The 14,881-nt window shown below is 64.1% G+C and carries 9 protein-coding genes and 3 pseudogenes; 8 read left to right on the top strand and 4 right to left on the bottom strand.

The window, feature by feature from the left end; all coding sequences use genetic code 11:
* Positions 1-114 precede the first annotated feature (114 nt).
* The 3 genes from CH341_RS01145 to CH341_RS35645 all read right to left on the bottom strand — a co-directional run bounded on the left by CH341_RS01145 (position 115) and on the right by CH341_RS35645 (position 3,380).
* Positions 115-768: a hypothetical protein gene (locus CH341_RS01145; RefSeq protein ID WP_111417197.1), complete on the bottom strand. Its 654-nt coding sequence runs from the start codon at positions 766-768 to the stop codon at positions 115-117.
* Between the two features lie 73 nt (positions 769-841).
* Positions 842-1,642, bottom strand: coding sequence for a hypothetical protein (locus CH341_RS01140; protein ID WP_111417196.1), 801 nt, complete (start codon positions 1,640-1,642; stop codon positions 842-844).
* A gap of 94 nt (positions 1,643-1,736) precedes the next feature.
* Positions 1,737-3,380: a YqaJ viral recombinase family protein gene (locus CH341_RS35645; RefSeq protein WP_281020956.1), complete on the bottom strand. Its 1,644-nt coding sequence runs from the start codon at positions 3,378-3,380 to the stop codon at positions 1,737-1,739.
* Between the two features lie 433 nt (positions 3,381-3,813).
* Here CH341_RS35645 and CH341_RS01115 point away from each other — a divergent pair, with 433 nt between their 5' ends.
* The 7 genes and pseudogenes from CH341_RS01115 to CH341_RS01085 all read left to right on the top strand — a co-directional run bounded on the left by CH341_RS01115 (position 3,814) and on the right by CH341_RS01085 (position 13,196).
* Positions 3,814-5,970, top strand: coding sequence for a peptidase domain-containing ABC transporter (locus tag CH341_RS01115; protein WP_111417193.1), 2,157 nt, complete (start codon positions 3,814-3,816; stop codon positions 5,968-5,970).
* Positions 5,971-6,043: 73 nt separating this feature from the next.
* Positions 6,044-7,378 carry an HlyD family type I secretion periplasmic adaptor subunit gene (locus CH341_RS01110; RefSeq protein WP_170149412.1) on the top strand — a complete coding sequence of 445 codons (1,335 nt, stop codon included), beginning with the start codon at positions 6,044-6,046 and terminating at the stop codon, positions 7,376-7,378.
* Positions 7,379-7,577: 199 nt separating this feature from the next.
* Positions 7,578-10,004, top strand: coding sequence for a M10 family metallopeptidase C-terminal domain-containing protein (locus tag CH341_RS01105; protein ID WP_170149411.1), 2,427 nt, complete (start codon positions 7,578-7,580; stop codon positions 10,002-10,004).
* A 143-nt stretch (positions 10,005-10,147) separates the two neighbouring features.
* Positions 10,148-11,062, top strand: a complete 915-nt coding sequence (locus tag CH341_RS01100) for a glycosyltransferase family 2 protein (RefSeq protein WP_245430808.1) — start codon at positions 10,148-10,150, stop codon at positions 11,060-11,062.
* Positions 11,063-11,625: 563 nt separating this feature from the next.
* Positions 11,626-11,769, top strand: a pseudogene (locus tag CH341_RS36350) (transposase); the annotation flags it as partial.
* Between the two features lie 293 nt (positions 11,770-12,062).
* A pseudogene (locus CH341_RS35635) lies at positions 12,063-12,205 on the top strand (IS481 family transposase); the annotation flags it as partial.
* Between the two features lie 112 nt (positions 12,206-12,317).
* Positions 12,318-13,196 carry an FkbM family methyltransferase gene (locus CH341_RS01085; protein ID WP_170149410.1) on the top strand — a complete coding sequence of 293 codons (879 nt, stop codon included), beginning with the start codon at positions 12,318-12,320 and terminating at the stop codon, positions 13,194-13,196.
* Positions 13,197-13,311: 115 nt separating this feature from the next.
* Here CH341_RS01085 and CH341_RS35630 read toward each other — a convergent pair.
* A pseudogene (locus CH341_RS35630) lies at positions 13,312-13,606 on the bottom strand (transposase); the annotation flags it as partial.
* A gap of 603 nt (positions 13,607-14,209) precedes the next feature.
* On the opposite strand from CH341_RS35630, the gene CH341_RS01080 reads away from it, so the two are divergent.
* The coding region (locus tag CH341_RS01080) for an ABC transporter permease (protein WP_245430807.1) at positions 14,210-14,881 on the top strand (672 nt) is incomplete at its 3' end.

Raw genomic sequence — 14,881 nt, 5'->3', positions numbered from 1 at the left:
CAGATGTCAGCCGAGTGGGCGCAGACCATCGCCGGCTCTTGGCGATAACAATCGTGCCCGTCCCTCCCCGACGCGACCAGATGCGAGATCCTCGCGCGCGAAGAACCACAGAGCTCAACCCTCAGTTGGAGGATAGATCCGCTCGGTCCAGGAGCCGAGAGACGACGATCGCCGGTAGTCATAGACTCGCAGGTGGGGCGTCCGACGCTTCACAAGCGACAGAACGTCGGAGACGCTGGCGAGCAGCCACCGAACCAACAGTTGGGCCGCGGTGTCGTCCGGATCCGTGATGCCCTTGGTTCGCTGGGCGAGATCGCCCTTCAGCACGAGACGGACCGCAACGTCGACGACGCTGACCTCGTCGTCGCCGCGGCACCAGCTTCCGACCACATGGGCGTCGACGATCCGGTGCATGAACGCCGACCGGCTGTTGGCGTCGTCGATGCGGGCCGGAATCTCGCCGATGATGGCGGCGGCGCATTCACGTGAGATCGGCCGAAGCCTGCTCTGGCGGGTCAGCCGGCGGCCGAGGGGCGTCAACTCGAGGCCGGACGGACGTCCGATGTCGGCGCGCCACCCCTTCGTCGGTTCGACGTAACCCTGCGCGAGAAGAGCCTGGGCGAGCTCAGCGCCTTCGCGAGGCGGAAGCATCAGCCGCGAGGCGAAGTCACGCGGGGGCCAGATCTCATCGCCGATCCGACACAGGATGTCGCGGATTTCATGGCTCGTGTAGCCGCAAACGGGCTTCGCTTTCGGGGGATCGCTCATGCGCGCACCTCGTCTGATCATTGCGATTGGGGTGGAGGACCCGCGAGCGACGTCGCCCTGCGGGTCGGCGCGATCACGCGGCGGGCCTGAGCGGAACGGGATCGAACGGAACCACCGGCTTCGGAGCAGGATGGCCGTCCCGTGGCGACACGCCGGCGCCGGCCAACGGATCGGTCGAAGCAGGTCCGCCGCCCTGCCCGCTCATGGTGCCGCTCTCGGCTTCGCCGTCCCGCATGGGCGGATAGATGCGCCGGCTCGGCTGGTCGAGCACTTGGAACGCCTCCCAGAGCGTGACGTGGAGGTAGCGCGTCCGTCCCCGCATCAGCTTGAAGATCTCGTTCGCGCCGAAGGTCAGCATGCGCTTGTAGGTCAGGCTGACATGACCGCTGTCGCGGGCGCGATCGAGCGACTCCTGGCGCCAGCTCAGGCCCGGCCGGCGGGGCGTGAGGCGGGCCGCGAGATCGACGTCGCCGACCTCCGGGGCTCCCCGAAAGTAGCTGCCGAACACATGGACCTCGGCAATCCGGAAGACGAGCTCGTCGCGCGCATTGATCGCCTCGATCCGCACCAGGAGATCGGCCAGGAGAGCGTCGGCTTGGGTCCTGGTGATGGGCTTCAGGAAGGTCGCGGCGCAGAACCGGTGCCCAAGGTCGGTGAGCACGAACCCGCGCGTCGCGCGCGGAACATCCCGCGCCTCTTCAATGAAGCCGCGTTCGACGAGCGCATCGGCGAAGCGCGACGCCTTGTGAAGCGTGGTGTGGAAATGCCGGGCGATCCGTTCGTCGGTCCAGACATGGCCGGAGATCCGGCGCAGCAGATCGCGGATGAGCGGCATCCTGTAGCCGAGAATCGACTCGTTCTTGTCGGCGCGCATGGCAAAGCCTCCGGTGGTCCGGTTTTGGGTGGGTCTTGGGGGGTGGTGGAGAGGAGAATCCGCAGGGCGTCGGGCGAGAGACCTGCGCCGGGCGTCACGCCGCCGAGGCGGAGTCCGGGCCCGAGCGGTCCGGGCCGGAGCGATCGGAGCCAGTGCGGTCTGGGCCGGAGCGATCGCCACCAAGGTGCGATGCCCGGCCGGAGCGCAGCGCCTCCGGGACGTGACGGCCCCCGTCGGTCGCCTCGGGAGCGGTCGACACTCCGGCCTGGTGGCGAGCATGCCGGGCGCGGCGTGACGACGACCACAGAGACTGGGCGATCGCGATGGGCTCGATCGCAACGGCCGCCCACCAGGTCCTTTCGTCGCCGGAGCGATGGAGCGCCCGGTGGTGGGTGCGGCAGAGCGGAACCGTGTACTCGTCCGAGACCTTGCGCCCGAGCGCCCGCGGCTGGGCGAAGCGCAGATGGTGCGGGTCACAGGGCTTGCGCCCACAGACGAGGCAGCGTCGCCGCGCGACGAAGCCGAGATGGGCCTTGTCGCGGTAGCGCTTGGGCGTGGCGATCGAGAGAAGGCTCTTGTCGATGCGACCGGTCGGGACGGTCGTGTCGCCCTCCCTGATCTCTGCCGCGCCCTCTCGCCCGGGAGCCCGCACGCCGGGGCCGGCGCCGAGACCGGAGCCGGAGCCGGAGCCGGAGCCGGAGCCGGTAGAGTCCTCGGCGGGAGGGAAGTCCACCCAGCCGTCGCGATCATCACCCCGACGAGCCGGAACAGCCTCGGACGCCGGGCTCGCTCCCTCCTGAGACGCGCCGGGCCGCAGGAGGGGTTCGCCTACCGAACTGACCGGAGACGCCCCATCGAGACCGACCAGACCCGAGGGCAGACCAACGACGAGCGTTGGGGGCTCACCACCGACAGGGCCCGAGGGCTCTCCCGCTCCACGCACCGACAGCCCGACCGTCACCACGCCGGCCTCGGTGCGGATGGCTCGGACCCCGTGGCCGGACGCCTCACATGCGTTCCATGGCACGAGCGCCCGCAGCTCGGCCTGCGCCCGCTGGTGGTCGAGCGACGCCGGCCGGGTGCTCCGGAACAGGGCCGCATACTCCGCCCAGGTGTTGGAGGCCGCCATGTCGACCACCCGCATTGCCCCAATCCGAGGCTCCGGCAGCTCGTCGTCCCACACGCGCGGCGGCTCTCCGGTCTGAACGCACCGCCAGAACGCCTTCTCCACGGCCCGCAGGATCGTCTGGTAGAGTGGATCGGCCTGAACCTCGAGGAGCACCCACTTGCCGCCCCCGGTGATGATCGACAGCACCGCCGAGCGGGCCCGGGCCACAAGCATATTGTGCTGGAGCTGGGCCATGTGCTTCCTGACCGCAACCGATTCCGAGAACGACCAGGGCAGCATGAACTTCGCTTCGAACACCGCGCCGGTCTCCTCGACGATCCCGTCGAGGGTCGCGGCCATCCAGGGCAGCGCGACATGGACCATGCGCTCCTGGACGTGGCCGACCCGGTACCCGGACTTCTTCTCGTACCAGCGCCGATTGAGCGGCTCGGTCGCGTGTCCGAGCTGGACAATGAGCTCGTTCGAGAGATCACGCGGCGCGACGTCGCCCCGCTTCTCTCGCCACAGGCGCAGCAGCGCCCGATCGTCCCGTCCCATGACGGTCCGGGCGTCCGAGCCGCCAAGGAAGGAGCGGCGCGTTTCTGTTGAGCAGCAGAGTGTTGGTGTCATCATAAATTGCTCTATCGTTCTCAGAAGGGGAGATGGCACTTAAAGTGCCATATGTCACTAATTGGGTCAACACGAAAATGTTCCCCGGACTGTTTTAACGAGCGCTCAGATCCGAGCCGCACGAGCCCTGATCAAGTGGACCGCTGAAGATCTATCTCGGACCTCTTCCGTCAGCCTTCGGACCATTCGCCGGGCGGAAATCGCTGATAATGAAATGACGCTAACTCAGGCGAACAGCTTAGCGATCCGCAGAGCCCTCGAAGATGCAGGTGTGGAATTCATCGACGAGAATGGCGGAGGCGCAGGCGTTAGACTGCAGAGTCCTTCGAGAGCCGGACCGGCAAAGATCTGAGATAAATCACACTCTCACTCCTGGTTAGCGGAGGCACTGTGGGTCGAGTATGACTGGCGAAGCCTCACCGATTCGCGCGACATGCTCGAGCAGCCCACACCACGTCCCCAGACCGCCCTGCACTGCTTCGTGTGGATCGCACGACAGGCGGGCGTCGACCTGTCGGTCGAGCGGCTGATCCACGACCATTCGCTGGGGAACCACGAGCCCTCGGCCCGGGAGCTGGTCCGGCTCGTGCGGGCGAGCGGGATGCGGGGCAAGTCGGCGGAGCTGACCATCGACCAGCTCGTGGCGCTCGGGCCCGCCTTCCCGGTGCTGGCCCGCATCAAGGACGGCTCGACCCTGATCGTCCTCGGCGTCCGGCGCGGGCCGGAGGGCGACCAGATCGGCATCCTCGATCCGTTGGCCAAGGCCCAGGGCATCATCACGCTGACGCCGCAGCAGTTCGGCCCGAACTGGACCGGCGAATTGATCTTCGTCCAGCCGGTGCGCCGGATCACCGATCCGGACCAGCCCTTCGGGCTCACCTGGTTCGTGCCGGAGCTGGTGCGCCAGCGCCGCTTCTTCATCGGCGTCGGCCTCGCCGCCGTGATGCTTCATCTGCTCGGGCTGGTCGTCCCGATCTTCTTCCAGCTCGTCATCGACAAGGTGCTGCCGCACGAGGGGACGTCGACGCTGTGGGTGCTCGGCATCGCGGTGACGCTGGGGCTCGGCTTCGAGGCGACGTTCGGGTTCCTGCGCCGCTTCCTGCTGCTCTATGCCAGCAACCGCATCGACGTGCGCACGGCCCGGCGCACATTCGGGCGCCTGATGATGCTGCCGGTCGCCTTCTTCGACCGCATCCCGGCCGGCGTCTTGGTTCGCCACATGCAGCAGGTGCAGCGGATCCGTGAGTTCCTCTCCGGCCGGCTGTTCCTGACGCTTCTCGACGCCATCGCGCTGTTCGTGTTTCTCCCGGTCCTGCTGCTCTACAGCGGAACGCTGACGCTGCTCGTGCTGCTGTTCTCGGTGCTGATCGGCGGCAGCATCGCCGTGATGCTGCCCGCCCTGCGGCGTCGTCTCCTCAAGCTCTACGAGGCGGAATCCCAGCGCCAGGCCTTTTTGACCGAGAGCATCCACGGCATCGCCACCATCAAGGCGCTGGCCCTGGAGCCGCGCCAGCGCAGCGACTGGGACGAGCGCACCGCCGACACGGTGCGGACCCAGTTCGAGGTGGGGCGCATCTCGATCACGGCCCAGGCCGTCACCGGCTTCCTGGAAAAATTCCTGATGGTCGCCGTGATCATGGTGGGCGCCCATCTGGTCTTCGCCGGCGAGATCACGATCGGGGCCCTGGTCGCCTTCCAGATGCTGGCCAACCGGGTGAGCAACCCGCTCGTCCAGCTCATCGGCCTGGTCAACGAGTATCAGGAGACGGCGCTGGCCATCCGGATGCTGGCCGGCGTGATGAACCAGGCGCCGGAGCGCCGCGACGGCCAGCGCGGCTACCGCCCGGCCATCCGGGGCGAGATCGAGCTCGCCGACGTGGGCTTCAATTACGGCCCGGGCCTGCCCAGCGTCCTGCGCGACGTTTCGTTCAAGATCCCGGCGGGCGGCTTCTACGGGCTGGTCGGCACCTCGGGGGCCGGCAAGACGACGCTGACCCGGCTGATCCAGGGGCTCTACGTGCCCCAGGGCGGCGTCATCCGGGTCGACGGCACCGACATCCGAGAGATCGACCTCGTCCATCTGCGCCAGCACATGGGCGTGGTGCTGCAGGACAGCTTCATGTTCCGCGGCACCATCCGGGAGAACATCGGCATGGGCCGACCGGACGCCAGCATCGAGCAGATCGTCGAGGCGGCCCGGCTGGGCGGCGCGCTGGAGTTCGTCGAGCGGCTGCCCAAGGGCTTCGACACGATGCTGGAGGAGAACGCCTCCAATCTCTCGGGCGGGCAGCGGCAGCGCCTGTCGATCGCCCGGGCGCTCTTGCGCCAGCCGCGCATCCTACTGTTCGACGAGGCGACCAGTGCGCTCGATCCGGAAAGCGAGGCGATCGTCTACGGGAATCTACGTGGGATGGCGCGCGGCCGCACCCTGATCATGATCTCGCACCGGCTGGCATCGCTGGTCGAGGCCGACAAGATCGTGGTCCTCGACAAGGGCGGCGTCGCCGGCCTAGGGTCGCACCCCGAGCTGTTGAAGGACTGCGCTCCCTACCAGCAGCTGTGGGCCCGCCAAACCAGCTTCCTGCGCTGAGATGCACGCACCGCGCTCGCCCACGAACCGGGACTCCGCGCCGCCGGGCCCCCGCGGGACCGACAAGCCGGCGGTGAAGCCCGCCGTGGCGCGCGAGTTCCAGCCGGCCGCCATCGCGCTGGAGGAGGAGGAGCCGGCCCGGGCGCACTGGTGGATCCTCTACGCCATCACGGCCTTCCTGCTGACGGCCCTGGTGTGGGCGTCGCTCGCCGACATCGACCGCATCGTGATCACCCGGGGCGAGCTGGTGACGGTGGAGCCGGCGCTGGTCATCCAGCCCATGGAGCGGGTCGGCATTCGGGCCGTCCACGTCAAGCCGGGCGACATCGTCCGCAAGGGCCAGGTGCTGGCGACGCTCGATTCGACCTTCGCCCAGGCCGACCTCGAGCAGCTGCAGACCAAGGTGGCGACCCACAAGGCCCGCCAGGCCCGCCTGGAGGCGGAAATCCGCAACGCCGACTACCGGCCGCAGGGCGAGCCCGATCGAGCCGAGCGGCTCGAGCAGTCGCTGTTCAACGAGCGCCAGCAGACCTATGCGGCGCGGCTGCGTACCTTCCACGAGGAGCTGTCGCGGATCGGCGCCTCGCTCGCCGCCACCCGGGCCGACATCGAGAAGGCGACGGCGCGCCTCGCCCTGCTGCAGCAGATCGTCGACATGCGCCAGGCCATGGTGGTGCGCGAATACGAGACCCAGCTCCGGCTGGTGGAAGCCAAGGCCCAGCTCATCGCCACCGAGCGCGAGAAAATCCAGGGCGAGGGCAAGATCGCCGAGCTGCAGCACCAGGCGAGCAGCATCAACGCCCAGCGCGACGCCTATGTGCAGGAGTGGCGCGAGAAGGTGGCCGACGAGCTGGTCTCGGTGCGGCGCGACCGCGAGGCGGCGGTCGAGGAGCTCAACAAGGCGCTGCGTCGCCGCGACATGGTCACGCTGGCCGCGCCCGAGGACGGCGTCGTCCAGGAGATCGGCCAACGCTCGATCGGCTCGGTGCTGCGCGAGGCGGAGATTCTCTTCACGCTGGTGCCGCTCGATGCGCCGCTCGAGGCCGAGGTGCGGATCGCCCCGCGCGACATCGGCGTCGTCAAGGTCGGCGACGAGGTGCGGGTCAAGCTCGACGCCTTCCCGTTCCAGCAGCACGGCACCGCCCGCGGCCGCGTCGCCACCATCAGCGCCGACGCCTTCCGGCCCGGCCGCAGCGAGGGCCAGGACCCGCAGCGCACCGAGGCCGCCCAGTTCCACAAGGCCCGCGTCACCCTGACGGACACGACCCTGCGCAACGTCCCGACCCATTTCCGCCTGCTTCCCGGCATGACCGTCTCGGCCGAGATCAAGGTGGGGACGAGGCGGGTTATCTCTTACGTACTATGGCCCATCATGAAGGGCCTAGACGAGGGATTGCGGGAGCCGTGACGGTGGCCCTTGGGGCCGCTCCTCCATCCCGCGTCATACAAGTCAGATAAGCGGTGAAACGCCCCGATGAGGCGCAATGCGTATTCGCGCGGGTCGTTCGCGGGTAGAAATTGTAAATGATTGTTGCTTTGAATGTCTGCGCGAGTCGCGAGCAGCCTCGCAAGAGCGAGCCGGTTCGCCGTACGCGCGCGATTTCGAGATGATTCGAGCCGATCTGGGCGCAGCCGCCGCCGGAGATTCGGAGGACGTCATGCAGGCCCGACCGTTTTCAGACTCCTTTGATCCCAGCGAACCGTCGCCCATCCCCTGGCGCACCCAGTCCCGGCCGCCGGCCGCCCTCCTCGGGCAGCAAGAGGACGCGGCGTCGCACGGCATGATTCCCATGCGGTCGCCCGTCGATCCTTCGGCGCCCGTCGGCTCCGCCGCGAGCACCTCGTTCGCCGCGGTCGGCGGCGCGTCGGTGGCTCCCATCCCGAGCGGCGCGGAAGCCGAGATCGCCTTCATCTCGGGCGTGACCTCGGGCGCCAAGATCGCCGCGACCAGCTTCTGGACCTGGAACGGCAACAAGCCTGCCACCTACAGCTCGACCTCGGATGCCAACAAGTGGGGCAGCACGACGCTGAGCACCTCGGGCACGTCGGGCGGTACCGTCTACTACTGGTTCGACGCCACGTCGAACTGGACGACCACCGAGAAAGCAGCGCTCGTGTCCGGCCTCGACCTTTGGTCGGCCGAATGCAACATCACGTTCGCTCAGGCGGCAAGCGCCGGCGCCGCGAGTTTCACGTTCAAGCGGGGCAGCGACGGCAGTGCCTACGAGACGAATCCCAGCCTGACGTCGACCACGGTCGGCTCTGGCACGGCCGGCAGCCCGGGCTCGGGCGTCTACATCTCGATCGACACCAGCGTCGCAGGCTTCGGCCCGATCGGATCGTCGTTCGACACCTACGGTGGGTACACCTACCAGACCCTTGTCCATGAGATCGGCCATCTGATCGGGCTCGGCCATGGCGGCGCCTACAACGGCAACGTGACCTCGTCGACCCAGCAGTACAGCGCCTACGACACCCGGCTCTGGTCGATCATGTCCTATATCGACCCGACCGACACCTCCGCGAAGTACTACAACTCCTACCCGGTCAGCGGGGCGAACTGGGGCTGGAACTCGTCCGGCTACTACTACGAGCCGACGACCCCGATGGCGCTCGACATCATCGCGGCCCAGCGCCTCTATGGCCGCCCCACCTCCGGCCCGCTGGTGAGCGGCGGCCAAGTGTTCGGCTTCAACTGCAACATCACCGGATCGATCAAGCCGTATTTTGACTTCACCACCAATGCGCACCCCGTCATCACCCTCTGGGACGGCGGCACCGGCAACACCCTCGACCTGTCGGGCTACACCTCGGCGTCGACGATCAACCTGACCCCCGGCACGTTCACCAGCTGCAACGGCATGGTGGACAACATCTGCATCGCCACCGACACCGTGATCGAGACGGCGATCGGCGGGTCCGGCAACGACACGATCACGGGCAGCAGCTACAACAACGTCTTTCGGGGCGGCGGCGGCACCGATACCATCAATGGCGGAGCAGGCTGGGACAAGACGATCTTCAACGTCGCGTCCGGCTCGGCGAGCCTGACCCACAACGCCAACGGAAGCTGGACCATCGCGGCCTCGGGCCAGACCGAGACGCTGACCAATGTCGAGGTGGTGCAGTTCACCGACAAGACGATGGCGTTGCGCGAGCGGCCGAAGAACGATTTCGACGGCAACAACTGCTCGGACATTCTTTGGCGCAATACCAGCAGCGGGCACGTGATTCAAAACCTAATGAGCGGCTCGCAACTTCTCTCTAGCGCCTACGCCGCCGATGGGGATTTATGGTCGGTGGTTGGCACGGGTGATTTCAACGGTGACGGCAGCTGCGATATCCTGTGGCAACACGCACCAACCGGTGCCGTTATCGAGAATCTAATGAACGGCTCTCAAATTTTATCCAGCACTTATGCCGCCGATGGCAACGTATGGCTTGTCGTCGGCACGGGCGACTTCAACGGTGACGGAAATTACGATGTCTTGTGGCGTTACTCTCCGACCGGCGCTATTGTCGAGAACTTAATGAACGGCTCGCAGCTGCTATCCAGCACCTACGCCGCGGATGGCGATACCTGGGCGGTTGTCGGCACGGGTGATTTCAACGGGGACGGCAATTCCGACATTTTGTGGCGTCACCGGCAGACGGGTGCTGTTGTCGAAAACTTAATGAACGGCTCGCAGCTTATCTCTAGTGCCTACGCAGCTGATGGCAACGTTTGGTCGGTTGCAGGGACGGGCGACTTCAATGGAGACGGAAGCTGTGATATCTTATGGCGCTATGCGCCGACCGGCGCTGTAATAGAGAACCTAATGAGCGGCGCGAAAATCCTTTCCAGCACCTATGCGGCGGACGGCAACGCTTGGTCGGTCGTCGGAACCGGCGATTATAACGGGGACAGCAAATGTGACATCATGTGGCGTTATGTCTCCTCCGGAGCAATAATTCAGAACCTGATGAACGGCACTCAACTTCTCTCCAGCACCTATGCCGCGGACGGGACCCAGTGGAGCCCCGCATCGGCATAACGCCGCACACTAGGCTGCAGATTCACCCACCTGGAAATGCCAAATGGAGTTCGACATTCACCTCAGAAGACTTGAGGAATGCTGTTCATGAAGATGCAGCTCCATACACATAGCCGTTCGAGCGCATCAGGCAGCGGCGCATCATGAACAATCCACAATCTCCGTATAGAAACGCCACGATTGCTGTCGTCATCCCGTGTTATCGGGTATGCGCGCATATTCTCTCGGTGCTGGACCGTATCGGTCCGGAGGTAACGGCGATCTACATCATCGACGATGCGTGTCCCGACGGCAGCGGCCGGTTCGTCCAGAACCAAATTCAAGATCCCCGCCTGAAGATTATCTACAACCAGGTAAATCTCGGCGTCGGAGGTGCGACTTTGGTCGGCATGAAGCAGGCTACAGTTGATGGCGCCGACGTCATAGTGAAGATCGACGGCGACGGGCAAATGGACCCATCGTTTATTCCGGCATTCACCGGCGTCATTCTGTCGGGGGAGGCGGATTATACCAAGGGGAACCGTTTTTTCGAGCTGGAAGGGCTATCGAGCATGCCGCTTGTCCGGCTGGTCGGCAATGCAGGCCTTTCGTTCTTAGCAAAGTTCTCAACTGGTTATTGGAACCTATTCGACCCTGCCAACGGCTTCATCGCAATCCATGCCAGCCTGATTGACCTCCTCCCGATTGAGAAGATATCAAAGCGCTATTTTTTCGAGTCAGACCTCTTATTCCGACTTAACATCATCAGCGCACGTGTGGTTGACGTTCCTATGTACTCGTATTATGCCGACGAGAAAAGTCATCTTAAGCCGCATCGTGAAATTTTCCGGTTCGCCTTGGCGCATCTACGCAACTTTGGGAAGCGCATTCTTTATAACTATTTCATTCGTAATTTCAGCATAGCGTCAGTGCAGCTTTTTTTAGGGATCATCCTGTTTCTGTTCGGCGTTAGTTACGGTGTGGCTAACTGGGGAGTGGATGAGCCTGCTACGGCGGGCACGGTGATGACTCGGCATTGCCGGTCATCCTGGGTACGCAGTTCCTTCTCGCGTTCCTGAGCTATGACATTCAGTCAGTGCCGCGCAGCGCGCTGCATCTGTGCCTCAAGAAGTCGGTCCAGCCGATGCGAGCTTTACGTTAGAGCATTCGTCGGAGGATCGGCTGCTTGCGGCTAGTGATCGACGGGATCGCCGCCGTAGCGCCGCGCTCAGCCAGCAGCAGCGCAGGCTGTTGGCATCGTAGGCCTTGCCTGCGATGAGGCGGTGATCGGCCGACCTTGACGATCAGCGTCCGGCGCGAACGCGATCTCGTCGATGTTGCCCCGCGAGAACAACAGAGGGGGGCGGCCAACCGCAGTGATTGGTCTGGGCATGAATTCGTCGTCGGCCCGCTGCTCAAGCGGCCGATCGCCCACCCTGAGGCCCCCTTTTTCAGCCGCCGCCGAGCAGTGGCCTTGATTTGAGTCGAGTGGATCGAGACGGTCGCGACATAGGTCGTACCGGTCCGGTTGAGGCCGCCTTGACCGGATAATCGGGGGCGGAAGTCATAGGACTATCACAAGGAGTAGTTCTATGACGAAGACGCAGGTTGAGGTGATCACGTCGGTACAGCGGCGTCGCCGGTGGTCACGGACGGAGAAGGACGGATCGTCGCGGCGGCGCTGGAGCGTGGCACGGCGGCGTCCGATGTGGCGCAGGCGGCCGGGATCCATGCGAGCCAGCTGTTCCGGTGGCGACAGCAGCTTTGCGAGTCTGGACCTGATCGGAGCGCGGCAGAGAGCGCCCCGGCGTTTGCCGCGGTGACGGTCGCGACCGATCCGACCGCGACGGCCCAAATGCCCGCGCTCCCACCACCCGCTTCGGACGGCGTGGTGGAGATCGAGTTGGCGGGCGGGGCGCGAATGCGGATCAGCCGCGCGGTCTATCCGGCGATGGCCTCGGCCTTGATCACGGCGCTGGTGCGGGGCCGCGGCGGTCGCGCCGATGATCCCGGTTCCGACCGGCACGCGGGTGTGGCTGGCGACCGGCCACACCGACATGCGGAAGGGCTTCGACGCGCTTCGTCACGGCCTACACGTCGCCAAGTACCTGAAGGCGATCCGGTGGAGGACGCCCTTCGACACAATCTGCAAGGCCTGGACGAAAGACTCAACCCGGTTCAAAATTGGTTCGCGCCACCTGATCCCGGGATCCAACACCTAGCGAGTACGAGTGCTCCGCGGGCTCCCTCTCGGCATTACTACGTGCGGGGATGCTTGACTTGCTGTTTTCAAGATGCTGTTTGCGGCACAGCAAACTCTTACGGGCACAACCCATGCGCAGCCTTGCTGAAATGTGGTCGGACACGCTGAAGGAATTTCCGCCGGTCCAGTGTGATCCCGACCCGGATTTCTTCATCGACTTCCTCGGCGTGAAAACTCGGATGGATTACCTGCCGCAACCCTATCTGGCGTTCAAAGGTACCGTCGAGGGACGGCCCGGGCTTGACCGCGCCGGCATAAACGACCCCGTTGAGTGGGTTGGCGTGCTTCGGTCGGTCGCGGAGGTGCAGACCTCGTTCACCTGCATTGAACTCGGCGCTGGTTGGGCGCCCTTTGCGATCGGAAGTGCAGTTGCCGCGCGTCGCCGTGGTGTGCGGGACATTCTGCTCGTCGCGGTCGAAGCCGCTCGAAGTCATGTCGACTTCGCCTATCAGCATTTCGAGGACAACAGCTTCGACCCTAAATACCATCGGATTATCCACGCAGCGGTCGGTCCCTATGACGGCACGGCAGAATTCAGCAAGATCTCCGATCCAAGCTCGGAGTGGGACGCAGAAGCCGGGTTCGGCAGCTACAGCAAAACTAGAAACTCTAACCGGGCCCAGCCGACCGAAGAGGTGCGATGCATCTCGCTGACGAGCTTGCTGCGCGAAGTCGACAGGACAGTGGACATTGTCCACATCGACATTCAGGGTGCCGAGGCTGCGGTCATCGAACACGCTGCGAACGATGTTGATCGGCTCGTCCGACGGATGGTCATCGGAACACATGGTCGCGACATCGAGCAGACACTGTTCGAGTTCCTCGATAGTCGGGGATGGGAGTTGGAACTGGAAAAGGCTTGCAGATTTCAACAGCTTTCCGGCCGCGCAATTTCTTTGTTCCAGGACGGGGCACAAGTCTGGAAAAACCGCAGGTTTGCCCAGAATTAGGCTCTTTGCCGACGCCATCGCCGCAGGCGGCGCGGTATAAAAGGCGTCCGTCTCTCGTGCGCTGAACGACTCGTTGCACAACCTGCCGTGCCGGACGGGCTGGAGCGGAATCCGATCATGCTGCATCGTAGCCCGCGCTGGCGAAGTAGTTGGCACACTCCGCCGGGGTGAAGGTGCGGACGAGGCGGCCGCTCGCGGCCCAGAGGCCGTCGGTTCGCTCGGCGGCCTTGCGGAGATGGGACCTTCAGCTTTGGAGAAGGCGTTTTCGATCGGATTGACGTCGGGGCTGTAGGGCGGCAGTTAGAGAAGGCTGGCGCCCGCCGCCTCCATCATCGCGCGGACGGCGGGCCCTTGTGGCTCGAGAGATTGTCTATGATGACGACGTCGCCGGGCCTGAGCGCGGGAACGAGAATGCACAGGAAATAGCTCTCAGAGGCCTCGGGGTCGATGGCCCGTCCTGGACAGACAGAGCAATCTTTTCGTTTTCGGTGAACCCGGCCACAAAGGCGATCGTTTTCCGATTCCGACCGTAGCTCTCGGGTCGTCCCCATCAAAGATGAGTCAGTCTACGATTGAGGATCGACGGATTTCACCAGAGCACAAGATTACAAGCGTAAAATCACTGACTGGCTCGCTGCTTCGACTGTATTGCGAACGTCTTCGGCGTCAGCAATTTGCGCTGCACAGACCTCATTGCGAAGCGCTCTTGAATCGCCGATCACGGGGTGCTAAAAAGTCGAATAATACACTCTGGCGCGGCTTGGATCCTATTCCGTAACAATCTCTGTTGCGCGATACGCGCCAATGGTATGTACAGTCAGTTTCTATTCTGCTTCCTGAACACAGGCCGATTTAGTCCAGCCAACTTGAACACGCCAACAGCAGCACTGCATGTTGGTGATCCGTGCAGGGGACGAACGAGGGAGACAATGGAGGATCATCGGGGATTCACACTCTTGTGCCAAAGACGAAGAAAGCAAAATGCGCTTAGGCGTGAGCATACGTATTGATCAATGCGCGAGATTTTTGTTGCTCTGTGGCGGTATCGCTACTTCATCCTAAGTTCGATCCGGGGCGAGTTCATGGCGCGCTATGCCCGGTCCCGTCTGGGTCTCCTGTGGTCGGTTCTCCATCCGCTTGCTCAGGCAACAATCTTCGCCGTCGTGCTGGCCGAAATTCTCGGCGCACGCATCCCAGGGACGGACAACAAGGCGGCTTATCCTATCTACCTGATGGCCGGCATGTCGGCCTGGGGCTTATTCAGCGAGATCGTGAACCGTTGCCTAACGGTCTTTATTGAATATTCGGCGCCGCTCAAGAAAATCGCGTTCCCACGATTGTGCCTGCCCGTTATTATCCTGGGAAGCGCACTCGTCAATCACGTCCTCCTGCTCGCCGCGATCGCGGTGGTTTTCTTATTTTTCGGCCAGCTACCTGGGCTAGCCTGGTTCCTGCTCCCGATCGGAACGGTGCTGATCGCAATGTTTGCGTTCGGTCTCGGGATTATGCTCGGCATGTTCAACGTGTTTTCTCGCGACATCGGGCAGGTTACCACTGTGGTACTGCAGATCTGGTTTTGGTTGACGCCGGTGGTGTACACGCGCGAAGGTAATTGCTCAGCCCTATGGATGCTGAACTGCCGTCGCGGGCGGCAATTTTCCGAGGGGCATACGGCTCAACGTCGT

It is taken from the genome of Rhodoplanes roseus, from assembly GCF_003258865.1.
Taxonomy (GTDB): domain Bacteria; phylum Pseudomonadota; class Alphaproteobacteria; order Rhizobiales; family Xanthobacteraceae; genus Rhodoplanes; species Rhodoplanes roseus.
Note: the sequence above shows the minus strand (reverse complement) of the source record. Positions and strands in the feature narration are given on the sequence as shown.

Excerpts from the sequence above, each read along its gene's own strand:
- CH341_RS01145 (WP_111417197.1), bottom strand. The coding sequence starts at position 768 with ATGAGCGATCCCCCGAAAGCGAAGCCCGTTTGCGGCTACACGAGCCAT.
- CH341_RS01140 (WP_111417196.1), bottom strand. The coding sequence starts at position 1,642 with ATGCGCGCCGACAAGAACGAGTCGATTCTCGGCTACAGGATGCCGCTC.
- CH341_RS35645 (WP_281020956.1), bottom strand. The coding sequence starts at position 3,380 with ATGACACCAACACTCTGCTGCTCAACAGAAACGCGCCGCTCCTTCCTT.
- CH341_RS01115 (WP_111417193.1), top strand. The coding sequence starts at position 3,814 with ATGCTCGAGCAGCCCACACCACGTCCCCAGACCGCCCTGCACTGCTTC.
- CH341_RS01105 (WP_170149411.1), top strand. The coding sequence starts at position 7,578 with ATGATTCGAGCCGATCTGGGCGCAGCCGCCGCCGGAGATTCGGAGGAC.
- CH341_RS01100 (WP_245430808.1), top strand. The coding sequence starts at position 10,148 with ATGAACAATCCACAATCTCCGTATAGAAACGCCACGATTGCTGTCGTC.
- CH341_RS01085 (WP_170149410.1), top strand. The coding sequence starts at position 12,318 with ATGCGCAGCCTTGCTGAAATGTGGTCGGACACGCTGAAGGAATTTCCG.